Below are 26,368 nucleotides of genomic sequence, written 5' to 3' on the forward strand. Positions count from 1 at the left end.
AGGCTCTGAGGTGTGCATTATTCCCATCACGTGTCAGGTATTTTTTATGTCGTTACGCATCTGCATTCTGGAAACCGACATCCTGCGTCCGGAACTGGTCGATCAATATCAGGGTTACGGGCAGATGTTCCAGCGTCTGTTTTCGCAGCAGCCCATCGCCGCCGAGTTCTCCGTCTACAACGTGATGCAGGGCGAATACCCGAGCGATGATGAGGCCTTTGACGCCTATCTCGTCACCGGCAGCAAGGCCGACTCCTTCGGCACCGACCCCTGGATCGAAACCCTCCGAGCTTATCTGCTGACCCGCTACGAGCGCGGCGACAAACTGCTGGGCGTGTGCTTCGGCCATCAGTTGCTGGCATTGCTGCTGGGCGGCAAGAGCGAACGCGCGACCCAAGGCTGGGGCGTCGGCACGCACAGCTACAAACTGGCGGCCAAGGCGCCGTGGATGAGCCCGTTGCGCGAAGAGCTGACATTGTTGATCAGTCATCAGGACCAGGTGACATCGCTACCGGAAAACGCCACGGTCATCGCCTCCAGCGAATTCTGTCCGTTTGCCGCGTACCACATCAACGATCAGGTGCTGTGCTTCCAGGGGCATCCGGAATTCATTCACGATTACTCGCGGGCGTTGCTGGATATTCGTCAGGAAGCGCTGGGCGAGCAGATTTACTCGAAAGGCATGGCGAGCCTTGAGCATGAGCATCACGGCACCACCGTTGCGGAGTGGATGATGCGGTTCGTGGCGCATAAACCAGAAGCTGTCTGAAGCTAAAAGCTTCGTCGGAACGCCGCCCGGAGCAAGTCGAATCGTCGCACCGCCGCTCCCACATTTGAAATGCGTTCCAATGTGGGAGCGGGCTTGCTCGCGAATTTCACAGACAACTCGGTGCCGGACTACAACCACCCCGATTTCTTGAAACTCGCCCACAAACCCACACACCCCACTGCAATAAACCCCAACACCGCGAAATACCCGTAATGCCAGGTCAGCTCCGGCATGTTCTCGAAATTCATCCCGTAAACACCGGCCACCGCCGTCGGGAACGCCAGAATCGCCGCCCACGCCGCAAACTTGCGCTGCACCACGCTCTGTCGTGACGCTTCCAGCAAAACCCCGACTTCAATGGTCTGACTGGCAATATCCGCCAGGGTCGTCAGGTCTTCCATCTGCCGTGTCACATGGATCTGCACATCGCGGAAATACGGGCGCATGTTCTTGTCGATGAACGGAAAGCTCAGCCTCTGCAACTCCTCGCCAATCTCCACCATCGGTGCCGCGTAACGACGCAGGCGCAATACGTCTCGGCGCAGGCCATGAAGCTTCTGGATGTCATGTTCATTCAGCGCGCTGCACAGCACGTTATGTTCCAGCTCATCGATCTCGGCATGGATGGCTTCGCCCATTGGCTGGTAGTTTTCAATCACAAAGTCGAGGATGGCATAGAGTACGAAATCTTCCCCGTGCTCCAGCAACAGCGGACGCGCCTCACAACGCTGTCGGACAAGGGCGTAGGACGCCGAGTGACCGTTGCGGGCGGTAATGATGTACCCATTGCCGGCAAAAATATGAGTCTCGATGAACTCCAGTTTGCCTTCATTACGAATAGGCGAATACGTGACGATAAACAGCGCGTCGCCAAAGGTTTCCAGCTTCGGTCGACTGTGTTTTTCCAGGGCGTCTTCAATGGCCAGTTCGTGCAGGTTGAACTGGCGTTGCAGATTGAACAACTCCTGGGCATTCGGCTCTTCAAGTCCGATCCAGACAAAGTGGCCAGGCTTGGCGGCCCAGGCAGCGCCTTCGTCGAGGGTAATATTGGTGACTTTTTTACCAGCGCTGTAAACCGCAGCAGCAACAACTCTACCCATGATTCAACTTCACTTCTTATTAGCAGGTGGCAGTAGCAGGCAATGTTCAGCTTAACCTTGTCTTCTACTTGATAGTCAGTGAAATCTGCAGAGTTCGAAGGCAAAAGCTCGCAAGCAAAAGAAAACCCGCACAGGGCGGGTTTCGTTTCACGCGACTTGCAGTTGCCGATCCATCGAGGCAATGCACTCGCGCATCTGCTCGCGGCACTGGGCGATCAGCAGGGGCATGTCGTCCAGGCTCAGTCCAGCCGTAGGAATTGCCGGCAGCGAACGGATCAGAATTTTCCCACTGCGCCAGCGGTTCAATCGCATGTGTTTAACGTAACTGCTGACACACACCGGGACGATCGGCACGCCGGCCGCGATCGCCATCTGGAACGCGCCTTTCTTGAAGGGCAGCAATTCTTCGCCAAGGTTGCGCGTGCCTTCCGGGAATACCCAGATCGAGGTGTCTTCATGCTGCAAGGTATGCGTCGTGGTCAGCATCGACTGGCGTGCCTTGTGCGAATTGCCACGGTCAATCAACACATTGCCGGCCAGCCAGAACAACTGGCCGAACAGCGGCACCCACTTCAGACTCTTCTTGCCGATGCACACGGTGCGGCGCGGCACCACGTTGCCGAACACAAACAGGTCGTAGTTGGACTGGTGGTTGGCGATGATCACGCAGCTGTCAGGCTTGTTCATCAACGGACCGACTTCTGCCTTCACACGCAAACGCAAAATACACATCGCCGGCCACGCATACAGACGCGCGCACAACCGGCTGTTGTCCGGATTGAACGGCCGACACAGACCCAGGATCACCCCCAGCACACCGGCCAGGATAAAGTGCAGGCCCATCAATAACATACGAAACACAAACAGCATTTACAGGCCCACCGGGACAAAAGGTGGCGCAGTGTACGGATGTGCACTGTTTTCGGCAATTGCCGCTATAGAGGTAGGAGATAGCCGATGTTTGAACGCATGTTTCCGACTTATTGGTCAGACGTGTTCTAGAGCGGTTGTAGGCTTTTCAACAGGGTGCGTACGAAAAAGCCCGACATGACAGTCGGGCTTTTCGGTGAAGCACGTTTGGGCTTAGCCCAAATGTGCCTGGTCCAGGATGATCGCGTTATCCAGCGATTCCAGCAGTGCCTTGCGCACTTTCAGCTTGGTGTTCATGTGTGCAGTCATATTGATCTTCTTCAATTGACGAGCCGCCGCCAGTGCCGCGCCTTGCAACTCTTCGGCCGAGACCACCACGTCGAGGAAGCCTGCATCCACTGCGCTCTGCGGATTGAACATCTCGCCATTGATCACGGAGCGGTGGAACGCCGATTTACGCAGACGATCACGCGCGATCTCGATACCGGCGTGGTGCATGGTCATGCCGATCTGCACTTCGTTCAGGCCAATGCTGAACGGGCCGTCGACACCAATGCGGTAATCCGCCGACAACAACAGGAACGCACCCTTGGCCACCGCGTGCCCCGGGCACGCAACGATCACCGGGAAGGGGTGCGACAGCAGGCGACGGGACAGGGTCGAACCGGCCGTCACCAGCGCCACGGCTTGTTCAGGGCCGGCTGTCATCACCTTCAAGTCATAACCGCCCGACAGAATCCCGGGCGTACCGGTAATGATCACCACTGCACGATCAGACACCGCCTGATCCAGCGCAGCATTAAACGCATCAATCACGTCCGGGGAGATGGCATTGACCTTGCCGTTGCTCAAAGTCAGGGTCGCGATACCGTCTTCGAGGTGGTAGGTAATCAACTCACTCATGACGCTTTTTCCTTGTATGAAAGTTGAGGCGAACGTTACCCACCGCCGCAGGCCAGGTAAAGCACTGTGACTGACCCGTCGGTCACACTTCCCCTGTCGGACAAACCCGGCCCGCCATGCCCCACGTGTATTGTCTTCTATATAGAGAAGAGGGCGCGACGCCGGAGATTGGCCGGTTTGCCATACCCCGAAACCCGCAGAACGCCTAAATCGCTAACCGCATGAAAATTCTGCAAAAAAAGTTTGCCATCGGAAAAGCTTTCGACTACATTAGCGCGCCTCGACAGACAGAACATGTTTGACGAGATACGGTGAAGTGTCCGAGTGGCTTAAGGAGCACGCCTGGAAAGTGTGTATACAAGAAATTGTATCGAGAGTTCGAATCTCTCCTTCACCGCCAAATTTTAACTTAAAGGCCCCGTTTTACGGGGCTTTTTTGTGTTCGCTGTATTTTGTTCCCCCATTTGTTCCCCCATCTGGTTTCGTAAAGCTTCTTCCTAGGAATTCTGTCGATGCTTTCTACCGTAAGCGCTTTCCAGCATTGCAATTTGTGGGATTAGCATCGACTCAAGGTGCAATCAGTCTTTTCGATCCGACCTCTGCTACTGGGTTTTAATCTGTGCTGGGCTTTAACACCCGCGCCTCCTCGACCGGAAGGACGAAAGGTTTTTTCTTTTGGAGTTTGAGATTTTTCAGGGGCAATTCAATGACGTCTTGGGTGGGCGTAAAAATGTCATTGATCTCCCGCTCTGGAAGGTGGTCTGCGGTGGCTGGTTGTTCAGTTAGATGCTCGTCCGCGATTTTTATTTCGGCTGCCTGGCTGTCTTGAGGCGGGGTGAGATTGGGGGCGCGGGTCCACTTCTGTGTCTGTGGTATTTCAGCGGCCGGCAACGGCTTCAATGTGTGCGCATCGAACTCTCCGGCTGTACTGTTTGCCTCGTGCTCCACTTTCTGAGTGGGATCAAGATGGCTGGCTGTCTCAGGTGGGTGAGCGGATTTCTGCCGTTCGTGGTTCTCCCCGATATTGTTCGAACCCTGAAATGAGTAATTACGGGCAGCTCGCGGGGAGTGCTTCGAGTGTTGCTTTTGTTGTCTGCGCAGATGGGCTGAGTGCGCCTTTGTAATCAGGCTCTCCAGCAGCGCGGTGGCGCTCTTGTTTTGTTCCTTGGCCATGATTTGTAGTTGGGTCTTGACTCTCGACTCGAGAGTAAACGCGCATACCTGGCGGCCACTCTCCTTATTCTTCTGCCTCTCTTTCTCCTGACGCCAAGCATCTTTCATATCGCCGAATAGTTCGCGTGCGGCCGGTTCCTGCTCCACATACATACCGGCATCCAGCATTTCGTTGTGTGACGGAAGCTGGTTGGGCAGGACGTGTTTGCTGTGATGGAAGAGATCAGCGAAACCTTTTGCTCGCAAATACTCCAGAGCCCACAGGCGTTGATGCGTATTTTCAGGCTCAAGCCAATCGAGGCCGATTATTCGCTTGCGTCCCATTCTCTTTTGCTCAGGCTGGTTGTCCTAGCATATTCGTTGTTAATAACGTTATTTGATAGCATTAAATAAATATTTCTGAATAAATAGGGTATATTTACCTTGTGTTAGCCAGGTATGCGTATGCTAATCGATCTTTTATCACTGATTTTAGGGGCGCTTGATGCAAAGGCCCGGTTCACTTTGGCGTCGTTTTACCAGCGCTACGAATTCTCGAATACAGGGCCACTCACTGTTGATGAGTTGGCGGGCTGCCTTGGAGTGCCTACGACAGAGTGTGCCGCTGCGCTCGGCTTCCTCGTGAAGGCGTCGGTATTGATCGCTTCAGCTGAGTCGAGTCGACGAGCCGGTCGGCCGAAAAAATCCTTCCGCCTGCATGACGATGTGGCGATCCAACTCCAGCTAGCGAGGGTCGTCACACGACCCCCAGCGGCTGCGCCGTACTTGAATGTGGTCGATCGCCTAATCAACGGGCCGCACATCCACGCCACGAAACCTGACACGGACATTCATGTGGTACCGGCGAATCCCGCGAGAATGGGGCAGAAGAGGGGGGCAGTGCCGAATCGCACTTCATTGCTCAGTCGATCCAATCGACTGCTTCTCGCAATACTATTCGCTCATGCCGACCGATTTGGGGTTGTAAGTTCGCTGGGGAATGTAGAGCTGTGTCGACTCGCCGGTCTTGAGCAGACAAGTCTTAAGCAGCGGATTAAGAAGCTTATTGAAATGGGGTTTATTCGACGACACGTGCCCGGCGTCGCCAGCCCAATTTTTGCTGAAAAAATCAAAAGCAGTTATGTCCTCAATCTGAACCATAGGCAAATCACGTCGGGGGCGGACAAGATCGGCTTCGTTGTGCATGAGTGTGTGGACGAGATGGCCGGCGATGTGCGGTATCTGGAGGGTGTTTGGTTTGATCTTGAGCTCTGGCGTAATCCTGCTGTTAGACACAGGCCCTCATTGTCTGAGCTTTCCACACCTGGTCCGGTTCTGCGTCTTTTCAGACGTGCACCCAGGCACGCGATGGAGCAGCTCGAGTTTTTTCTGAGCGGTTGCGTGACAGACCTGCTTACGCAGCACTGGAACCAACTCGGGGTGGCCAAGTCGCACTTATACCTGGGAACCCGAGACCGCGTCAGCGCATTTTTTCGCAAGCCGATGCGGGATGTTAAAGATGGCAGCTTGCTCGACGAGGCTGAAATCATAGATTTTTTATGGTGGATAACTATTCAGTTTGCACAAGAGTGCAAGCTGCGTTTTGCACAAGTTGAGGGGCATACCTGGCTAAGTCTGAGCTTCAGGCTTTTACCCATTGATTTGCAGCAGGGGTATGCGAGCTTGGGGATGTTGATTGATAACGGTGGCGGTGGTTGGCAGCTGAGAAAAGTCGGCAATGGCGCCGAATTGACGCAAATCACTACCGAAGCCCTCTGTCCCGTGGAGCTTAGATACCAAGCGGGGTTGTTAACGGCATCGCGAGCGAAAACCGTCTAGGCGGTTATTTTTTATCGCCCCCGCCAATCCTCTGAGCCATACAGAGGAGCCCGCTCATGCGAATCATCCGCCTGAAAGAAGTTATCGATTCGACCGGCCTGGCACGGTCGACCATCTACAAGTACATAGGGGAAGGCACCTTCCCTAAACCAGTGTCATTGGGTGACCGTTGTGTCGGCTGGGTTGAAAGCGAAGTACACGATTGGATCCTTGCAAGGATCGAGGAGCGTGATCTGGCAGAGGGCACTGCAGTGCGGTCCACCGGCCATCTGAGTATGGCCAGCTAGAAACCGGCATAAGCGCCATGACCTGCTATGGCTGGTCATGGCGCTTATGCTGTATAGGGAGGATTCTCAACTAACTCTCCCAAGATCCAGATGGGTCAATTTCGCGGTTGGCGCGGCAATATTGCTCCCCGTTGCCTTACCTGGCTGGGATGGTCGCTGGGGCTCGGATCGGGATCTAGTTATATAGATCTAGACTATCAATCCATAACCAATCAATAGCTGGAACTTGATAGCTACATAGCCATCACTACTCAGCTGATGGGGTGGGGCATCGTTTAAATAAATACACATCACGCACCTGATATGCCAACAACCAATCAGGTGCACCATGATGACCGAACGAAACAGCTACACCTGCCGCTCACAGTCCGATATCGCTATCCAGGTTGAGCGACTCATCAACGCCGTTCAACGTACAGATTGCCCAGCCTTCCGAATCACTTACTCGAAGCACGGGGGCGAGCAGGTCAACGCAACCAGGATTTCAAAATACTTCGATGGAATCGAGCAGATGGTCGCATTGTTCGAATGTGACGAGGAGTATCAGTACAGTTGGCATTTGAACCTTTTTCGGGAGGCCTGCCAGGCTATAAGGGTTGAGCGCACCCCATGTGGCATTACCTGCTTGAACGAAGGTGAAACTCGCTATCTGAGCACCAGTGAGACGTTGAACGAACTGACCAAGCACGTCCGAACGCTTCTCAGCAAAAAGCGATACAAGCGCTGGGAGCACGATCAGCGTTACCAGGCGATTAAGCAGGAAATGGAAGTCGGTCGTTACGTTGATGCTGTGCTTGATCGCTACGCCCGTACCTGTGTGATCAGGGTTGATCTGTATTATCGTGCCGAGGCTCAAGCTAGGTTGCGTGTGGAACACGTATTCGACGACTTGAGTCGGTTGATTGCTGAGCGTGAGCGTAGCCTGATTTTTGACCAAGGGACCGGCTACGTATGCAGCGTTGAGCAAGGCGAGGATCGGGGGTATCACATCCATACGGCCTTCTTCTTCAACGGTGCTGAAGTGATTGCCGATATCTACAGGGCGCAGCGGATCGGTGAGCTGTGGGAGCGTATTACCCGTGGTCAGGGCTACTTCAACAACTGCAACCTCGAAAAAGAAAAATACCAAGACAGGTTGGGGATTGGCCTAATCCACAGACGGGATCTGAATGCGCGAGGTAATGTGCAGTACGCCATGCGTTATTTGGTCAAGAATGATCAGCACCTGCGGCTCAAGCCTGTAGGGGCTCGTTGCTTGCGTAAGGGACAGGCAACGAAGGTTTCAGGGGCAGCTAACCGGTCCATTACTCGGAGAGAGTAATTTATTGAGCAAGCTGGGAGGTCCAGCCCTCCCAGGTGATGTGAGTTATTTTCCAAGCTGTTCTTTGAACGCGCCATCTACCTCTGCAAGGCGTCTATAAAGTCCTACGGGTTTAATCATCATGGGTTCGGAAGCCGCAGAGGTTAATTGCCTAGTCGATGGGTTCAGGGTGGTATCCCGTGAACATCTTGAGGGCATTCTGCGTGATGAGAAGCATTCTCTGGCCGATAGACCAGCTTGACGAGGATGATCAGTGCTCATTGTTTCCCGATGGGTTTTCTGCAAAACGTTTCGTGGCGATTGTCGAGCCCGATGAGCTCTGGCAAGGCATCTGTTAGCTGCGAGTACGCCACAGGTTTCGCGACCAATACATGCGTTCTTTATTTACAGATGAAAAGGTTTAGATGTCGTGGTCAGGCAGCCAGTGCGACTAGCGTGTAGCCGGGCGTATCAACTCGAACTAAGGAAGTGCTATGCAACTCAGCCATATTTTGACCGAGTACGACGATGAACTAAGCGGCGATAGCTATATCGATCCTCTTGGGGTTCTAGTGATCTGGTCGGCGTTCGGTCAGCGGATCTTCAAGAATAGGGTCAACTCCATCTCCAACGATGTGCGCAATTACACTCTTAACCTGCTGCACCATGCGTTGATCCGTGACCTGTGTGATGACGACTCTGTTCAACCGAGCAAGGCACTGGTCGACGAGGTAGGAGACAAACACAGCTTAGCGTTGCGCCAGGCCTGCCTTGTCTATCTGGAGAATATTTTTACCTATGCCATGGTGGAGCCTGCCAGTGCAGGCGTAGACAGTATGGGGGTTCTGGGTGCCAGCAAGGCTCGTGCTAGGCTTGAGCAGGCTCCAGGAGGTAATCCGCAGCTGCAGTTTACTCACAAAAAAGCAGGCTACCTGCTGGTCCGCCAATTGGGGCTTGGCGTAAGTGGGCGTTACAAAACTCCCTTCATGGAGATGGGCTTTTTCAACGCTGCATATAACTACCACCACAGACCCGATGCTGTGCTGCTGTGGAACAAGGCCCACTTACTGTTTCAGAACAATGAGCGACTGGGTGCTCTCTATCAAGAGGCTCGCCAGCATCTGCTGGAGCTGTTGGCGGGTTACAAGCGCAAAGCCCCAATTGCCTTAAACGATGTGCCGGCTAGCCTGCGAAATGCTTACCGGAAAACACTGCCAACTCCCGGACAGGTGGGGGCGGATACGCGCGACTTCTGGCTGGATATCACCGGCCTGGCTCAAGGCGCTTCAGGTGCTTTGTTAAGCGTATTGGATGAGCACGCGCAGCAGTCGCTTGAAATGCCCTTGCTGGCACAGCAGTTGTTTGCTTTAGCCGAGCAACGCTGTGATAGCACCGCGCAGCAGCTCAAGTTGGCGCATGTGCAAGTCCTAGAGCCACTCCTGGCTGAAGCACATTTACTATTTACCCTTGCGCACCACGCCAAGAGCCAACGCATTACCGAGATCGAGGCCCACTGGAAGGCGCTTGGGCGTGATGCCAGCACTCTGCCAGCGGCAGCTGCCCGGATAGAAGCGTTACCAACACTGACCAGCGTGCCGGTCGGCACTGGCCGTAAGCGTCTGGCGCAGCTGCTTAAGTTGGCCAGCGCTGAGAGCTTTGTCGGGCAACTGTGTGGTTTGCTGGAATATCACGCCTGGGTGATGCGTGGCCGTGGCCAATTGCCTTGGGCACAAGCGCAGGATCTTGAGCTAATCAAGGTCAATGCCCGCACTACGGCGTTGCCAACGGCTGAAAAATGGCCATTAGGCCGCTGGGTAAATAATTACTACATACCGCAGTTCCGCAATCTGCTGGCCGGTTACCGTGGAGTGCCGGCATGAAGTTGCTAAATGCCTTTGCCGAGCAGGTTAAAGACCTCGGCAAGCTAAAACGGGTGTGGTTAACCAGCTTCTGTATCGACATCGAGTTTATCGAAACCTATCTGCTACCTGCGGTGCTGGGGGCTGAGATTCCGCGTACGCGCATGGACTACGAGGCATTACAGCTGGTGCTGAATGAGCAGGGCATCGACTTTAGGGTGTTCTGCGATCGACGCTTTATCGGGGCCGATCAAAACAAGCGCACGGCGATACCGGTGCACGGTATTGCGCCAGGAAGCAATCCTCAGGAGGCTCGGCGGGGTATCAGCGAAGATAGCCTGTTCCATGCCAAGGTGATTTATCTTGAAGGAGCCGAGGGCCGTGTACTGGGCACGGGCAGCGCCAATCTGACTCTTAGTGGCTGGGGACGCAATCAGGAAGTCTTTCACTTTGTGCCGGTGCAAAGCCTGACGCTTTATCAGTCATTGAAAGCGTTTTTTCAGGCCGTCTTTGCCAATGTGGGGATGGAGTGTCCGCTGGAAATACGCAGGGCTTTTTCGTCTGAAAGCAGCGACGTGCGTTTCTGCCACAGCTTTCAGAGTGAGGTGTTTCTCCACCAGTTGTTTGGTGATGAGTCGTTACAGCGACTGGCAGTGTGGTCGCCGTATTTCTCAAAAGACCTGGCCAGCTTTATTCGCCACTTGAGGCAGGAATTTAACCAGCCGCAATTAAAGGTCAGTCTGGTAGCTGACCGAGTAGATGGTCAGTACCTGCGCACCCAGTGGAGCGATACGCTGGAGCAAATGCTTGCGGATCAAGAGCTGTTCTTGTGTCAGAACCCAAGCCAACTGGATGAGCGGGTAGCAATGACCCACGCCAAGCTCTGGAAAACCTCGAGCCATTTAGCCCTGGGCTCCTGGAACTTCACCCATGCGGGTGCCAATACGTGTATTGGTGCAGCCACCAGTGGGCGGCACAACAACATCGAGGCCGGTTTTATCATTGCCGACAGCAGTTCGATTGATCGCGTGCTAGGTAAGGTGCTGGATGCCCACGACGGCCTGTTTGCCACCGATGAGCAGCTAGCGGCTGAGGCCCTTGAGGTGCCTGAGCCACTGCCGTTTTCTATTGCGGTGCGGTTTGACTGGGCCAATCAGACTTATCACTTTAGTGGGCAGTGGAATGCAGCTTGCCCGCCAAAAAATGACTATTTATTGCGTATTCCTGATTATGAAAAACTCCTGCGTTTGAACTGGATGTCGCAGAAAAAAACTCTGCAGCTACCCGATCTTTCTATCGCCACAGTGCGTGCGCTGCTGACGGATCACTGTTTTAAAGTGTTTAACGGTGATCAGCTTTGCCATGTCGGTATGCTGATCGAAACCCAGCCGCAGTTCCGTCGTGCTCAGCAATACGATGATTTGAAGAGTTTGTTCGACTCCATGGCGTATGCCGGCAACGAGCCTTCGCTTGAGGATACGAGCTACCGTGTGCGCGAAACTGAGAGCGGTGAGTTACTGCTGGACGGTGCGCTCTGCGAGTCTAATGAGACGGCTAAGGCTCAAACTGAGGGTGCGGCAAGTGATATCAGCTACTTCCGCTTGTTTTCTGCTAGCTACCAGTACGCCGCACGCCTGCATGCCATTGAAAATATTCGTGCGCTTGAGCACTGGGTGTTTAGCCGACCGGGTTGCTTAGAGGAGTTGGTCGGCAAGACCGCCGAACGTATTGCGCAAGATGGCAGCAGTGTTTTCAGCTGGTTTCTGGCGCAGGAGGTCAATGGCCTGTGTGAATTGGCCCGGCGTATCCGTAAGCGTTTTCCTAAAGCTGAACAGTCCGTACCTCTGACGCGATGGCGAGCATTGTCGATTGCCGAGCCAACTTTACCGGCGAGCGCCAACGAGGCCTACCGGCAAAGTTTGCAGCAGGCGCATCAGAAAATCAGTGGCAGATGGGGCACACAATGAGTTCGCTAATATGGGGCAGGCTCGATCCGCAGCGTGTGTCGCAATGGATCAACTTCGAACGTAACAACCCCGATTGGCATTACCAGGCTAATGACCGTGAGTCGATGGCGGCCAAGCAGACCGAAGGTGTGGCTTACCTGTGGAACCTGCTGTCGACCAAGGGAGTTGCATTACTGGCCGATGAAGTTGGCATGGGTAAAACCTTTCAGGCGCTTGGCGTGGCGGCGTTGCTATGGAAGCTCAAACCCGATGCGCGGGTGTTGGTTATGGCCCCTGGTCGAGATATTTGCCGGCATTGGCGACGCGAATTCGAGACCTTTGTCCGTGTGCATTACCGCGATGCCGATCACTGCGTGAAGAACATCGTGGATGGCGGCCCAGTACCCTCGGTGCAGCAGTGTTATCGCCTCGATGATCTGGTGAGTGCGGTCGAACGACGAGCCGGGCATCTATACCTGACGACGATCCACGCACTAAGCGGCTTGGTGCCGTCCGAATTGAAATCAGAAGGCCCTCGTGCGGCCCGTGTTGCAGCCGAAAGTATTCATCAGCGCCTTAAGGCGGCTTTGGGAGAGGACGGCTTTGACCTGATCGTCGTCGATGAGGCGCATTACCTGCGCAACCTCAATGGTGGCTCACAGCGGGTTAGTGCTGCGCGCGCGTTGTTCGGTTCCGAGGGTAATCGGCTGGGCGCGAAGAATCTGTTGATGACAGCCACCCCCAGTCATACGCGCTTAATCGATGTACAGAGCATTCTCAGTTACTTCACCGAGATTGACCCCACGGGTGAGTTGGTCGGCTTGAGTGATTCAGCCAAGACCCGCTCGTTTTTGCAAACCTATGCGCTCAGGCGCTTGCGCCTGATGGAGGGGGTTGGTGGCTTACACGGCAAGCACCATTACCGTCATGAGAAAGCTTTAGCCGCAGGCTTTGAAGGGCGACCGAATGCTGAAATGTTCTTCGCCTTGTATCAAAAAAGGCTGGTGGCTGACCTGCGCAAACAAAAGGAAAACAAGAGCCTGATGTATGGCTACCTTGAGGGCTTTGAGTCGATTGGCCATCAACCTGAGGTGAGTGAGAGCGGTGAGGCTGAAGGTATTGAAGACAATGCCGTCGAGGACTTTTCCAAGGCCAGTGATACCGAGCTGCTACGCGAACTGACAGGAGATTACCTCAAGCAGTTCGGCACCTTCCCTGACCATCCCAAGTACGGGGCTTTGATCGAACAGTGCGTACCTAAAGACTTGTATGCGTCAGACAGCAAGCTTCACGACCATAAGCATTTGGTTTTTGTGCGGCGTATCCCTTCGGTCCGTGAGTTGACCCAGCGGATTAACGCGCGTTATGACGAATTGCTTGCAGAAATCATTCTGCGTGCCTGGGGCATCCCCGTGGATGACGCTCGAGTGGATATTTGGCGGCGTACTGGCTGGTCGCGCAAAGGTTTCGAGCAGCTCACTGCAGGGCTAAACCCTACGCTCGCGATGGATGATGCAGTGGAAGTCGTTGATGGTGACGAAGATGGCGACGAGGAAAGTGGCCAGCTGGCATCCCGCATTGCCGAGCTTTTTGTAGTCAAGAAGGGGCAGGGTGGGCAGACCGATTGCGCGAATGTGCGGTTGCGTTTCAGCAAGCCGGAAAGTGTCTTTGCTTTGTTTCTAGAGCCAGCCTCCGACTACCTGGAAGCTGGATATACGGGATATTACGCTCAAGCAGATACGAAGAAAGCGGACTATGCCAATGCTGCTAAATTCCTGCGCTTTCAATACAGTGGCAATCATGCACAGCTCAAGTCCGCAGTCGGTGATCGTCTAGCGTTGGACGGTAGCTTTGAGCAGCCCATGTATAGCGTCTGGTCGCTGCTGGTGCCCAGGCTACCGGAAGTGCTTCGAGAGAAGCTTGCGCACTGGGCGCAGTCAGACAAGGCAGTTGCAGAAAATTTCGGTAACTACCTCAAAGCGGGCTTTCTGCATGCAAGTCCAGTGGTTGTCGAACTGTACGGGTGGTTTGTTGAGTTTCAACGCGGTGAACGCGATAGGGATGCTCAGCGCTGGTATCGGAGTTTTTACGCGTGGGTTAGCGGAAAAATTGAAGGCTCGCTGATGCTGCGTTACTTCATCGCGGCGCTAGAGACCTTTGATCACTTGTGCGGCAAGATTATCGATCACGGTCTGGATCGCTGGGATCAGGAGTGGCGCAGTCTGAAAGGTCTCACCAGTCCAGGCTTCTATGCCAGTGGTGAGAACAGCAATAGCCGGCAGCGCTTGATTCTTGGGTTCAACAGCCCGTTTTATCCCAATGTACTGGTGACGACTTCGGTATTACAGGAGGGTGTCAACCTGCATATGCAGTGTCATCAGATCCATCACTACGGCCTGGCTGGCTCCCCCGGTGACAACGAACAGCGGATAGGCCGCCTTGATCGTTTGTTTGGCTGCGTCAATCAACGACTAAAACAAGCCGGTAATACTGATCTGAGCATCCATTACCCGTTTCTGCAACGCTCGGTTGATGAAGATCAAGTGGCTTCGTTTGTCGAGCGCAAATATCGGGTTGAGGAGCAGATGGATGCCTGCGTGCAGGCGCATTTCGACAAGGAAGTGCGGTTGAGCAATACCCAGGAGTGGAAGCAGTTTCTGCGCACGCCGGTTGGCCTTGTGCGGCAGGCTATTAATGACCCTTACGGAGCTTGTTTTGCTGATGGCGAGCAAGCCAATAGCTATGAGCCTTGTGCGATGCATACAGAGCATGAGGTGATGGTATTACTGGCGTCGTATCTGCAACAGGTGATTGATCCGAGCCAAGAGTCGTTTGAGTCTGTGGATGTTGGTCATGGCACGCCTCGAACCTTATTCCTGATCGATCCGCTGGTTGAGCAGGCCGCCGGCAGAAGGCGGCAGCCCATCTTCGTAAACCTAGCCTACGCTGCTGAGTTTTCTGCGTTGGTACCGGAGACCGCCTATCTACTGACGCTAACGTCACCCATCTCCAACAAGGTGCGGCTGGATGAGTACTGCCGAAGTCAGAAGGATGCTATTGCCCGGCTTGAAGAGTTCATCGAAGGGCTTCGCGCCCGTTATCCACTGGCCCGGCTAACCATCAACGAGGATGCGGACAACAGTTATTTCTACCTTAACGCGACGGTAGACCTACCACTTTTGGTCAAGCAGGGGCAGCTCGAAATACTTTCGCTGCATGAGGTTGAGATGGCCTTCAATGACCTCAAGCACTTCGCGGACGACCTTGAGACGGCGCTCTATGGTGCCAGCCAGGATCTGAGCCGGAATGATCTGCAGTCTGAGCGTCAGACGGTTGCGGGTGTGCGGTTGTTCAGCGCCGCCGGTAAGCAAGTTCTCGATGAGCTTATCTGGTGCGATGCAGGCGGTGTTCACGGCGGTGTGTCTTCTCTGTCAGAGGTGCTGCCAGCTGGTGCGCTAGAAAAGGCCGCCCGCTCTGCGGCGCTGGAGTTTGTCTCGGCGTCTCAGTTTTTCCGTCTGCTGCAGCTCAATCACCACTTCCCCTTTGTCACCTTCCTGAAAGAGGGGGATGCGTTCCGACTGGTACTGAACTTTCCTAAAGATGACTTGCAACCAGAAGAGCGGCAGCTGCTGGAACGTTGGTTCCGCTATATGTTGGCTGTTTGTCGATGAGCTGAGGGGCAGGTAGTGGTCAGCACAAAGTGATAGTGCGGCTGTTGTCTTGCTCACGATTGCATAACGATGGCCTGTCGGATGAGTAACTCTATTAAAGTGCTATTCGTTACACTGCACACACCTTGCCAGGCCGGTATTTTCCCGCTTGGTGTACTGCTCGCAGCGCAACGAAGCCGGGCAGTAACCCCATTATTCAATTCAGGCAGTCATACACAGTGATCACAGGCGCTATCAAATCCCAAGTTGACCAGATCTGGAATGCGTTCTGGAGCGGTGGTATTTCCAATCCCATGGAAGTCATCGAGCAGATGACCTACCTGCTGTTTATCAAGCGCCTCGACGAGTTGCAGACGGTTAAAGAGCGCAAGGCGGCGCGTACCGGGCAGCCGATTGATAAGCCGATTTTCAGCCCCTACCAGGCGCATTTGCGTTGGGCCGCGTTCAAGGTGTTGGGTGATCCGGCCAGCCTGTACGCGCTGATTGCCGACAAGGTGTTCCCCTTTATAAAAACCCTCGGCGGTGAGGATGGCGAGTCCACCTATGCCGGGCATATGAAGGATGCGCGTTTCACCATTCCTAACCCGGCGCTGCTGGTCAAGGTGGTGGACATGCTCGACGCCATCCCTATGGAAGACCGCGACACCAAGGGCGACCTCTACGAATACATGCTCGGCAAAATCGCCAGCGCCGGGCAGAACGGTCAGTTCCGCACTCCACGGCACATCATCAAACTGATGGTCGAGATGATGGCGCCCAAGCCGTCAGACACCATTTGCGACCCGGCCTGCGGCACAGCCGGCTTTCTGGTGACGGCTGCCGAATACCTCAACACCCACCACAGCCACGAGCTGTACCAGGATGCCGCCAGCGCCAAGCGCTTTAACCACGACACCTTCCACGGCTTCGACTTCGACAGCACCATGCTCCGCGTCGGCTCGATGAATATGCTGCTGCACGGCGTGGAGAACCCGGCGATTGAAAACCGCGACTCCCTCAGCGAAGGGCACGCCGGTGTTGAAGGGCAGTTCAGTTTGATTCTGGCCAACCCGCCGTTTGCCGGCAGCCTGGATTACGAGGCCTGCGCCAAAGACTTGCAGCAAATCGTTAAAACCAAAAAGACCGAGTTGCTGTTTCTCGCCCTATTTCTGCGCCTGATGAAGGCCGGCGGCCGCGCGGCGGTGATCGTCCCGGACGGCGTGCTGTTCGGCTCCAGCAAGGCACACAAGGCGCTGCGGCAGATGCTGGTGGAAGAGCACAAGCTGGACGGCATCATCTCCATGCCCTCGGGCGTGTTCCGCCCCTATGCCGGGGTGTCTACCGGCATTTTGCTGTTTACCAAAACCAACTCCGGCGGCACCGATAACGTCTGGTTTTACAACATGCAGGCCGACGGCTACTCGCTGGACGATAAACGTAACGGGCTGGCCAGCGACAAACACGAAAGCAACAACCTGCCCGACATCATCGCTCGCTGGCATAACCGCGCCGATGAAACAGGCCGCGCACGCACCGAACAGAGCTTTCTAGTGCCGAAGGCGGAAATCGCCGGCAATGACTACGACCTGTCGATTAACCGCTACAAGCAAGTGGTGTATGAGGAAGTGCAACACGAATCGCCGCAGAAAATTCTGGCCGATCTAAAGGCGCTGGAGGCGGAGATTATGCAGGGGATGGATGAGTTGGAGGGGATGTTGTCATGAGCTGGCCGATGGTCGCTCTTGGCGATATTTTTGAGATTGCTCGCGGTGGCTCGCCACGGCCAATCGATGAGTACATCACCGATGATCCTGATGGTGTTAATTGGATTTCCATTCGAGATGCCTCGAATAGCTCGAAATACATAACCAAGACTGAGAAGAAAATACTGCCTTCTGGGGTTTCTAAATCTCGACTAGTAAAGCCCGGCGATTTTCTGCTGACAAACTCGATGAGCTTTGGCCGTCCGTACATTCTCCAAACATCAGGATGCATCCATGACGGATGGTTGGTGCTCAGTGGAGATAAAGAGGTTGTTGATCAGGACTATTTCTATCATTTGCTGGGTAGTGACCTGATCTACCGTAAATTTGCATCCTTGGCTGCTGGTGCCGTTGTCAAAAACTTAAATAGTGATTTGGTAAGGAACGTGACGGTTCCGCTCCCGCCACTCCCCGAGCAACGCCGTATCGCAGCGATTTTGGATAAGGCTGACGCGCTGCGCGCCAAGCGCCGCGAAGCCGTTGCCAAGCTCGATCAACTACTGCAATCCGTATTTCTGGAAATGTTCTGCGACAACACCCAGGCGACCACATCAGTAGCAGAGCTTGCGCCTTCTGCTGGAGCTATTCGAACCGGTCCCTTTGGTAGTCAATTACTGCATAGCGAGCTTGTTGATCACGGCATCGCTGTTCTCGGCATAGATAACGCCGTATCCAATACGTTTGCATGGGCGAAGCCAAGATTCATTACGGCAGAAAAATACTCACAGCTCTCTCGCTATCGGGTTAATCCTGGCGACGTACTAATCACCATCATGGGTACCTGTGGCCGATGTGCTGTGGTGCCTGACGACGTTCCAACAGCGATTAATACAAAACACCTTTGCTGCATCTCGCTCGACCGCACGCGCTGCGAGCCGGAGTTCCTGCACTCGTACTTTCTGATGCATCCAATCGCCCGGAACTACCTTGAAAGCCGAGCTAAAGGCGCAATCATGGCGGGGCTCAATATGGGAATCATCAAAGAGCTACCGGTTGCGTTACCCTCGATAGAAGAGCAACGACGTTTTGTTGCGATCAAGAAGTCGCTAGAAAGACAGCACGCGCAAGAGGTAAACCAGGAAAACCGTTCTGACGAGCTTTTTGCTGCGCTCCAGCAACATGCATTTGCAGGTACGCTCTAGGTCATAACCAGTGCCCCAGCCCGCCAAGGAACAGGCAACCCCATATGGCTCAATTCTTCCCCGCTCGCACCACCTGCCGTTTCGACACCCCCGGCGAACGCCGGCTGGCCGAGCGTTTGGAGAAGAAGCTCGAAGACGACTACCTGTGCTGGTTCAATATCCCCGTGGGGCCAGAAGCCTTGCAGCCGGATTTTGTGCTGATGCATCCGCTGCGCGGGGTGTTGGTGCTGGAGGTTAAGGACTGGAAGCTGGAAACCATCCAGAGCATGGATCGCGGCCAGGCGAAAATTTATGCCGATGGCCTGCTGAAAACCCAGAAGAACCCGATGATGCAAGCGCGGGCCTACGCCATGGAAGTGGTGATGATGTTGCAGAAGGACCCGGCGCTAAAACAGCCCGCCGGTTCGCCACGTGCCGGCAACTTGATCATGCCGTTTGGTTGGGGAGTGGTAATGACCGCGATTACCCGCAAGCAGTTCGAGGGCACCGATCTGGCCGAGGTGCTCAACCCGCAGCAGGTACTGTTTCAGGATGAAATGACCGAGACGGTAGACACCGAAGCCTTTCAGCAGCGGCTGTGGGATATGTTCCACCATGTTTTCCCCTGCCAACTGAGCCTGCCGCAGATCGACCGCGTGCGTTATCACCTGTACCCCGAGGTGCGGGTCAATGCGCTGCCGGGGCAATTCGGTTTGTTCGCCGAACAGGACGCGCCACTGCCAAGCCTGATCAAGGTCATGGACTTGCAGCAAGAGCAACTGGCGCGCTCCCTCGGCGAGGGTCATCGGGTGATTCACGGCGCTGCTGGTTCCGGCAAGACCATGATCCTCGGCTATCGCTGTGCGCACCTGGCGCAAGTGTCGAGCAAGCCAGTGCTGGTGCTGTGCTACAACAAATCCCTGGCCGGCCGCTTGCAGCAGGTGCTGGCCGAGCGCGGCCTGAGCGATAAGGTCGTGGTGCGGAATTTTCACGCCTGGTGCTCGGATATGCTCACGGCCTTTAACATCGACCGCCCGGCGCAGAATCTGTCGATCAACGTGAAGATGGCGCAGATGGTCGAGAGCACCATTGATGGCGTCGACCGTGGGCAAATTCCCCGCGCTCAGCACGCGGCGGTGCTGATCGACGAGGGCCATGACTTTCAGCCCGAGTGGTTCAAGCTGGTGGTGCAGATGATCGACCCGGAGAGCAATTCGCTGCTGGTGCTGTACGACGATGCGCAGTCGATCTACCGCGGCAAGGACGGTAAAAGCGGCATGGATTTCAGCTTCGCCAGCGTCGGCGTGCAGGCTCAAGGCCGTACCACCATCCTGCGTCTGAATTACCGCAATACCGTGGAGGTGCTGTCGGTGGCGCGGGCCTTTGCCCTCGAGCTGCTGACCGCCCGCGATGCCGCCGAGGATGGCGTGCCCATCGTTGCGCCGCAAAGCGCTGGTCGGCGTGGTGCGTTCCCCGAGCTGCTGCGTTGTGAGTCCGATTGGCAGGAATACAACTGCACCGTAGAGCGCATCCGCGACGAGCAAGGCCAGGGCCGCGCGCTGGATGACATGGCGGTGATCTATCGCAGCACCGCTCAGGCTCAGCGTATTGAGCGGGCCTTGAGCGAGGCCGGCATCGCCTTTGCCTCGGGCCAGTCGGCCAAAGGCCGTGGCAGGTTGTATGGCAGCGAGGATGCAGTCAAGATCGTCAGCATGCATTCGAGCAAGGGCTTGGAATTCGGCCTGGTGCTGATCCCTAACCTGGGTGAAATGCCGAAGAAGGGTGAGGATGAGGTCGACGAGGCGCGCCTGCTCTATGTGGCCATGCCCCGTGCGATTGATCGGCTGGTGATGACCTATCGCGAGCCATCCAGCTTTACCCGCAGAATTCAGGACTCAATCGGCAGCGTGCGCCAGCACCTGGCCGAGATGGACTCACAGAAGGCAGTCGGCTGATATGAGCAACTTTGAATTTCTTATCCCCGAGTTCAAAACCCTGTTTGAACCGGCCAAGGGCGCGGAGCAGCTGGTGTATTCCGACCCGCGCGCCTGCTGCATGCGTACCCGTCATGCCCTGGAGCAAGCGGTGCATTGGCTGTACGAGCATGACCGCGACCTGCGCATGCCTTACGACAATGGCCTTAATTTGCTGCTGACTCAGGTGGAGTTTGTGCGCCTGCTACCGCCGCAGATCCATCAGAAGGCGCGGCTGATTCAGAAGTTTGGCAATCAGGCAGTGCACGCCAATCAGCCGATTAGCTACAGCGATGCGACGAAGCTGGTGCGTGAGCTGTTTCATCTGCTGTTCTGGCTGGCGCGTACTTACACCCGCGCCAGCGACCCGAAGAGCATCGACGCTGCGTTCGACGAAAAACGTGTGCCGCAGTTGGTCAGCGTTACCGACGCGGCAGCCTTTACCCGTGATGAGCTGAAAAAGCAGGAAGCCAAATTCCAGCAACAGATTGCCGCACAGCACGGAACTCTGGAGGCCCGCGAGGCGGCGATTGCCGAGCAGGCCGCCAGCCTAAGCGAGCGTGAAGCGCTGCTGGCGAAGCTGGATGCTGAACTGGTTGCCACCCGTGCGGCACTGGCCCAGGCCAAGACGAATAATATTGCTGTACCTGATAGCCATGATTACGACGAGGCCGACACCCGTCGTTTGTTTATCGACGTGTTGCTGCGCGAGGCCGGTTGGGAGTTGGGCAAAAACGCCGATGCCGAAGTGCCGGTCAGCGGCATGCCCAACGCGCAGGGCGAGGGTTTTGTCGATTACGTGCTGTGGGGTGCTAACGGCAAACCGCTGGCGGTGGTGGAAGCCAAGCGCAGTCTGAAAGACATTACTGCGGGACAGCAACAAGCCAAGTTGTATGCCGATTGCCTGGAGGCCGAGAAGGGCCAGCGCCCGCTGATTTTCTACAGCAACGGCACCCACACCGAACTGTGGGACGACCTCCGTGCGGGGCCCCGTGAAGTACAGGGCTTTTATACCCGCGAAGAGCTGGAACTGGCGATTCAGCGGCGCAGCCTGCAAACCGACTTGCGCGAACTGCCGATCAATAGCGAGATTGTTGAACGGGCTTATCAGCACCGGGCGATTCGTGCGATGACTGAATCACTGAGCCAGGGCCATCGCGCAGGTTTGCTGACCATGGCCACCGGTACCGGCAAGACGCGGATGTCGATTGCCTTGATCGAGCTGCTGATGCGTGGCAACTGGGTCAAGCGTGTGCTGTTTTTGGCTGACCGGGTGGCCTTGGTCAAACAAGCTACTAGTGCCTTCAAGGAATTCCTGACGGACTCCAGTCCGGTCAATCTGGTCACCGACAAGAATGGCCAGGGCCGGGTGTATCTGTGTACCTATCCGACCATGATGGGCTTGATCGAGCAGATGGAAGGCGATCGCCGCAAGTATGGCGTCGGCCATTTCGACTTGATCGTGATCGATGAGGCGCACCGCAGCGTGTACCAGAAGTACGGCGCGATTTTCCGTTACTTCGACAGTTATCTAGTCGGCCTAACCGCCACCCCGCGTGATGAAGTGGATCGCGACACCTATCACCTGTTCGGCCTTGAAACCGGCGTACCTACCGATGCGTACGGCCTGAATGAGGCTGTGGAAGACGGGTATCTGGTGCCGCCCAAGGCGTATTCGGTGCCGATCAAGTTTGTTCGCGAAGGCATTCGTTATGACCAGCTCAGCGATGATGAGAAAGAGCACTGGGAATCGCTGGATTGGGGCGACTACAGCGCCGAGGGCGATGCGCCCACCGAGGTGCTGGCGTCTGAGGTCAACAAACAGCTGTTCAACGAGCCAACTGTTGACCTGATGCTCAAGCACCTGATGCAGAATGGCCTGAAGGTTGAGGGTGGCGACAAACTCGGCAAAACCATTATTTTTGCGGTGAACCAGAAGCACGCCGAATTTATCGCCCGGCGCTTTAATCATCACTACCCGCATTTTAATGGTGAGTTTGCGCGGGTTATTACCCATGCAGTGAGTTATGCGCAGAGCCTGATCGATGACTTCAGCAGCAAGCTCAACAAGCTGCCACAGATCGCCATTTCGGTGGACATGCTCGACACCGGCATTGACGTGCCGCAGGTGCTGAATCTGGTGTTCTTCAAAGCAGTGCGCTCGAAAGTGAAGTTCCTGCAGATGATCGGGCGTGGTACACGCCTGTGTCCGGACTTGTTTGCGCCAGGCGAAGATAAGCGCGAGTTCGCCATCTTCGATTTCTGCGCCAACTTTGAATACTTCAACGAAAACCCCAAGGGCGCGTTGGGCGGCATGGCGGAGCCGTTGGGTAAGCGGTTGTTCAAAGCGCGGCTGGATCTGCTGTCGCTGTTGTCTGCCAAGGCGGCCCCTGTGCAGGGCGATCAGGCTGAAACCAGTGGCCAGTACGATGCCTTTGTCGAACTGCGCACGGACTTGACCAACGAGTTGCACGACGAAGTCGCGGCGATGAACCAGGACAACTTCATTGTGCGCACCGAACTTGAGCACGTGAGCCGCTTTGCCGAGCGTGAAGTGTGGAATGTGCTGGATGAGGCGGCGCTGGGCGATCTGCGTAGCCACGTCGCCGGCCTGCCGAGTGAGCGCGCTGCTGAGCACATCACCGCCAAGCTGTTTGATCTGGTCTGCCTGAACCTGCAACTGGCATTGCTGCGCTCAACCAGCGACTTCGTAACCTATCGCGACAAGGTGGTCGAACTGGCCAGCCAGTTGGAGGTGATGGAGAGCATTCCGGCGGTGCATGCCGAGCTGGCGTTGCTGCAGGACGTGCAAACCGACGAATACTGGCAGGACATCCGCTTGCCGATGCTTGAGCAGCTGCGCCGCAGGATGCGTGAGCTGATCAAGTTTATCGAGCGCCGCCCAAGTAACCCGGTGTACAGCGTGCTGAGCGATGAGATTGGCGAGCCGACGGTAGTCAATCTGAAAGACTTCAACACCGGTATCAACCTTGGGCAGTACAAGAAAAAAGTCGAAGCTTATATCCGCGCCAACGAAAACCACGTAGCCATCGCCAAGCTCAAGTTCAATCGACCACTGACACCGAGCGACCTGAGCGAGCTGGAGCATTTCGTCTACGAGTCGGAACCGGTACAGAGCCGCGAGCAGTTCGAACAGTGCTATGGCGCTGACCAACCGCTGACCCTGCTGATCCGTTCATTGGTAGGCTTGGACCGCAACGCTGCCAAAGAGGCTTTCGGCCAATTCCTCGATGAGAACCGCTACAGCAGCCAGCAGATTCGCTTTGTAGAAATGATCATCGAACGTCTCACCCGACAGGGTGTGATGGAAGCCGGGCAACTCTACGAACCGCCGTTTACCGCACTGCACCATGAGGGATTAGACGGTGCGTTTGGCGACGCTGATGCCAACGCGATTGTTGCAGTGATCGCGGCAATCAAACGCAGTGCGGCGGCGTGATGGTGGGCCAGGCGCACTATCAGCCGCCCTTTACGCTTAACGGCAGCATTCTGTCGTTGGTGGCGGAGATTGCTCAAAGTGTCGGCCGGTTAAGCGCTCCAGCCGGAGCATGCCAATACTTTACTGTTGCGTCGGATCAACCGTATTCGCACCGTACAAGGCTCGCTGGCCATTGAGGGTAATACGCTGAGCGAGGAGCAGATCACCGCGACTCGACGGTAAGCGTATCATCGCACCACCTAAGGACGTGCAAGAGGCGCGTAACACGCTGGCAGTTTACGAGCGGTTGGAGGCCTGGCAGCCTGCGAGTGAACAGCATCTGCTCGATGCTCACGCGCTGCTGATGAAAGGCCTGATCGACGATGCTGGGCATTACCGCCAAGGCGGCGTTGGCGTGATGAAAGGTGATAAGGTGGTGCACATGGCCCCGCCGGCCAATCGCGTGAGCAAGCTAATGCACGACCTACTGCATTGGCTGGAGATAACCGATCAGCCCCCGCTGATTGCCAGTTGCGTCTTTCACTACGAGTTCGAATTTATCCACCCCTTTGCCGATGGCAATGGTCGTATGGGTCGGCTTTCGCAAGCTTTGATTCTGAGCCGTTGGCAGCCACTGTTTGCACATGTGCCGGTGGAAAGCCTGGTGCACGCTCATCAAGCCGAGTACTACACGGCGATCAATGACAGCACCCAACAAGCCGACAGCGCGCCGTTTATTGTGTTTATGTTGAGCATGCTGCGCGATGCAATTCTAAGCATGCCCCCCCAAGTCACACCTCAAGTCGCCCCCCAAGTCGCTGAGCTGCTCAAACATGTGGTCGGCGAGGTCAGTCGTGAGACGCTGCAATCTGCGCTGGGCTTAGCCGACCGTAAATCTTTCCGCGAGCCCTATCTGCGTCCGGCGCTGGATGCAGGACTGATTGCCATGACCCGACCGGACAAACCTAACAGTCGCCTGCAGTGCTATTACCTGACGGCGCTGGGTGAGCAGACTCGGGGGTAGTTCACGTTGTAGTGCCTGTGTATTCGGTCAGCGAGTATTTGCGCAACATTTATGACTCGGGGGAGCAGCAGCGGGAGGTAACTGCCCGGAAATTCCGGACAGTTCAACCCCAGGGTGGGATCTGCAAGATCATCATCGACGTAGTCCCTGCTGGCGTGGCAACGGACAAGGTTTGTTCAAAAAATAAATGGCTGAGCATCCAGCGTGAGCAAGCTTTCGGCTGCTCTCGCTGGTCTATGTCGTTTACTGGGGAGGCTTGCCTGTCCTGTTCAGCAGCCTGCAGAGCATCCAGCACGCCAGCGCCGCTACGATCAGCAGCGGCGGAAAGCGCAGCATCAGCACAATGCTCACGACCAACGCCCCGGCTGCCGCCAGCGCGCCGATGAACGCAAACAAACAGAACAGAAATCGCAATAGCATCATCTCGATTCTCCAAAATACTGCCTGAAGCCAGGCCGGCGATAGGTCAGTGGGTTTGAGCGGCAAGCACTTCCAGCTTGCCGGCCAGTGAGCTGGGGTTGGGTTGTGGCGCTTCGCTTTGGGTGCTGGTGGATGCCGCATCCGGGCTGGAAAAGAACTCCTCGATCACAGCACCGCTGTCTTCCTCGCTCTCTTCAAACGCGCCGTTATCAAAGCCACGTCGTGCGGCCTCATCCAGCGCTACCTGATCGAATCCAGCTCCTTGCCGTTGTGCATCAAGATCGTTGGCAGTCTGCAGCGCCTGGGCCATATCCATGCCGATACGCACGGTGATGTCGACATAGAAGATCGGTGTGCCATGGCTCTGCCGAGTTGACTTGCCACGTAGACGCAGCTCCAGCGGCAGGCAGGCTAGCCGGTTGCCCGAAATAGCCTGGAAGTAATGCAGGCGCGCGGCCAAGGTGCGGATGCTATTGAAACCGGTGGTGCGGAACACAAAGCTGCCGAGCGGATCGTCATCGCCGATCAGTACATTCAGCCGGCCATAAGGTTTGCAGGCACCGCCTTTAGCCAGCGGGCAGGCATCCGGCGAGGGGCAAGGCAGCGACTGCATGCCATCCTGGGTAACACGCTTGCAGGTCTCGCCATTGCCCACGCACAGCGGCCTGCCAGACTGCCGATCAAACAGGGTGTAGTCGGCGCGGAAGTTCAGCTCCGGTTCGTTGAACAGCAGGCGTACTGGGATGGTGCGCAGCTTGTCCTCCTGGTTTTTGCGCAGTTCCTCATTGAGCGGGTGCAGTAGCCAGCCGTCCTTGCCTTGCACCTGTGAAGTGATGGTGAACTGATCATCTTTCTCCGGCAGGCGTTTGCCGTTCTTCTCGATGACCTTGCCTATGGAAATTCGCCCGAGTACCGGCGGGGTGATAGCCAGACCTTTGAGCATGGTGGTTCTC

18 protein-coding genes and 1 tRNA gene are annotated in these 26,368 nt (G+C 55.7%); 13 read left to right on the top strand and 6 right to left on the bottom strand.

What is annotated here, in order from left to right; genetic code table 11:
- The first annotated feature begins 46 nt into the window (after nucleotides 1–46).
- Nucleotides 47–769, top strand: a complete 723-nt coding sequence (locus ACA073_RS08555) for an amidotransferase (RefSeq protein WP_497402895.1) — start codon at nucleotides 47–49, stop codon at nucleotides 767–769.
- Nucleotides 770–897: 128 nt separating this feature from the next.
- Here the strand turns inward: ACA073_RS08555 and ACA073_RS08560 are convergent, their stop codons facing one another.
- The 3 genes from ACA073_RS08560 to ACA073_RS08570 all read right to left on the bottom strand — a co-directional run bounded on the left by ACA073_RS08560 (nucleotide 898) and on the right by ACA073_RS08570 (nucleotide 3,642).
- Complete coding sequence (locus tag ACA073_RS08560; protein ID WP_497402896.1) at nucleotides 898–1,869, bottom strand: magnesium and cobalt transport protein CorA; 972 nt, start codon at nucleotides 1,867–1,869, stop codon at nucleotides 898–900.
- A gap of 147 nt (nucleotides 1,870–2,016) precedes the next feature.
- Nucleotides 2,017–2,739: a 1-acylglycerol-3-phosphate O-acyltransferase gene (locus ACA073_RS08565; RefSeq protein WP_497402897.1), complete on the bottom strand. Its 723-nt coding sequence runs from the start codon at nucleotides 2,737–2,739 to the stop codon at nucleotides 2,017–2,019.
- Nucleotides 2,740–2,952: 213 nt separating this feature from the next.
- Nucleotides 2,953–3,642, bottom strand: coding sequence for a crotonase/enoyl-CoA hydratase family protein (locus tag ACA073_RS08570; protein WP_497402898.1), 690 nt, complete (start codon nucleotides 3,640–3,642; stop codon nucleotides 2,953–2,955).
- Nucleotides 3,643–3,952: 310 nt separating this feature from the next.
- Here ACA073_RS08570 and ACA073_RS08575 point away from each other — a divergent pair.
- Nucleotides 3,953–4,042 (top strand) — tRNA-Ser (locus ACA073_RS08575).
- 212 nt (nucleotides 4,043–4,254) lie between these two features.
- Here ACA073_RS08575 and ACA073_RS08580 read toward each other — a convergent pair.
- Nucleotides 4,255–5,139 (bottom strand): hypothetical protein, encoded by an 885-nt coding sequence (locus ACA073_RS08580; protein WP_497402899.1) that lies wholly within the window; start codon nucleotides 5,137–5,139, stop codon nucleotides 4,255–4,257.
- 120 nt (nucleotides 5,140–5,259) lie between these two features.
- Here ACA073_RS08580 and ACA073_RS08585 point away from each other — a divergent pair, with 120 nt between their 5' ends.
- From ACA073_RS08585 to ACA073_RS08635, 11 genes are all read left to right on the top strand, one after another.
- A complete protein-coding gene (locus ACA073_RS08585) occupies nucleotides 5,260–6,633 on the top strand; it encodes a hypothetical protein (protein WP_497402900.1) in 1,374 nt (457 codons plus the stop codon).
- A 56-nt stretch (nucleotides 6,634–6,689) separates the two neighbouring features.
- Nucleotides 6,690–6,920 carry a helix-turn-helix transcriptional regulator gene (locus ACA073_RS08590; RefSeq protein WP_497402901.1) on the top strand — a complete coding sequence of 77 codons (231 nt, stop codon included), beginning with the start codon at nucleotides 6,690–6,692 and terminating at the stop codon, nucleotides 6,918–6,920.
- A 331-nt stretch (nucleotides 6,921–7,251) separates the two neighbouring features.
- Nucleotides 7,252–8,241: a YagK/YfjJ domain-containing protein gene (locus tag ACA073_RS08595; protein ID WP_497404023.1), complete on the top strand. Its 990-nt coding sequence runs from the start codon at nucleotides 7,252–7,254 to the stop codon at nucleotides 8,239–8,241.
- 473 nt (nucleotides 8,242–8,714) lie between these two features.
- Nucleotides 8,715–10,100 (top strand): hypothetical protein, encoded by a 1,386-nt coding sequence (locus tag ACA073_RS08600; RefSeq protein WP_497402902.1) that lies wholly within the window; start codon nucleotides 8,715–8,717, stop codon nucleotides 10,098–10,100.
- Entirely contained in the window at nucleotides 10,097–12,046 is a 1,950-nt protein-coding gene (locus tag ACA073_RS08605; RefSeq protein WP_497402903.1) for a phospholipase D-like domain-containing protein, read from the top strand. The genes ACA073_RS08600 and ACA073_RS08605 overlap by 4 nt, the downstream gene beginning before the upstream one ends.
- Nucleotides 12,043–15,696, top strand: coding sequence for a DEAD/DEAH box helicase (locus tag ACA073_RS08610; protein ID WP_497402904.1), 3,654 nt, complete (start codon nucleotides 12,043–12,045; stop codon nucleotides 15,694–15,696). The genes ACA073_RS08605 and ACA073_RS08610 overlap by 4 nt, the downstream gene beginning before the upstream one ends.
- A 218-nt stretch (nucleotides 15,697–15,914) precedes the next feature.
- Complete coding sequence (locus ACA073_RS08615; RefSeq protein ID WP_497402905.1) at nucleotides 15,915–17,399, top strand: type I restriction-modification system subunit M; 1,485 nt, start codon at nucleotides 15,915–15,917, stop codon at nucleotides 17,397–17,399.
- Nucleotides 17,396–18,580, top strand: coding sequence for a restriction endonuclease subunit S (locus ACA073_RS08620; RefSeq protein ID WP_497402906.1), 1,185 nt, complete (start codon nucleotides 17,396–17,398; stop codon nucleotides 18,578–18,580). The genes ACA073_RS08615 and ACA073_RS08620 overlap by 4 nt, the downstream gene beginning before the upstream one ends.
- A gap of 44 nt (nucleotides 18,581–18,624) precedes the next feature.
- On the top strand, nucleotides 18,625–20,514 hold the full coding sequence (locus ACA073_RS08625; protein WP_497402907.1) for a DEAD/DEAH box helicase: 1,890 nt from the start codon (nucleotides 18,625–18,627) through the stop codon (nucleotides 20,512–20,514).
- A gap of 1 nt (nucleotide 20,515) precedes the next feature.
- Nucleotides 20,516–23,992: a DEAD/DEAH box helicase family protein gene (locus ACA073_RS08630; RefSeq protein ID WP_497402908.1), complete on the top strand. Its 3,477-nt coding sequence runs from the start codon at nucleotides 20,516–20,518 to the stop codon at nucleotides 23,990–23,992.
- 343 nt (nucleotides 23,993–24,335) lie between these two features.
- On the top strand, nucleotides 24,336–24,995 hold the full coding sequence (locus ACA073_RS08635) for a Fic family protein (protein ID WP_497402909.1): 660 nt from the start codon (nucleotides 24,336–24,338) through the stop codon (nucleotides 24,993–24,995).
- A gap of 243 nt (nucleotides 24,996–25,238) precedes the next feature.
- Here ACA073_RS08635 and ACA073_RS08640 read toward each other — a convergent pair whose 3' ends face one another.
- A complete protein-coding gene (locus ACA073_RS08640; RefSeq protein ID WP_497402910.1) occupies nucleotides 25,239–25,481 on the bottom strand; it encodes a hypothetical protein in 243 nt (80 codons plus the stop codon).
- Nucleotides 25,462–26,358, bottom strand: a complete 897-nt coding sequence (locus ACA073_RS08645) for a recombination directionality factor (RefSeq protein ID WP_497402911.1) — start codon at nucleotides 26,356–26,358, stop codon at nucleotides 25,462–25,464. Before ACA073_RS08645 ends, ACA073_RS08640 begins: the two co-directional genes overlap by 20 nt.
- Between the last annotated feature and the right edge of the window lie 10 nt (nucleotides 26,359–26,368).

The sequence above is a fragment of the Pseudomonas sp. LBUM1670 genome, from assembly GCF_059695695.1.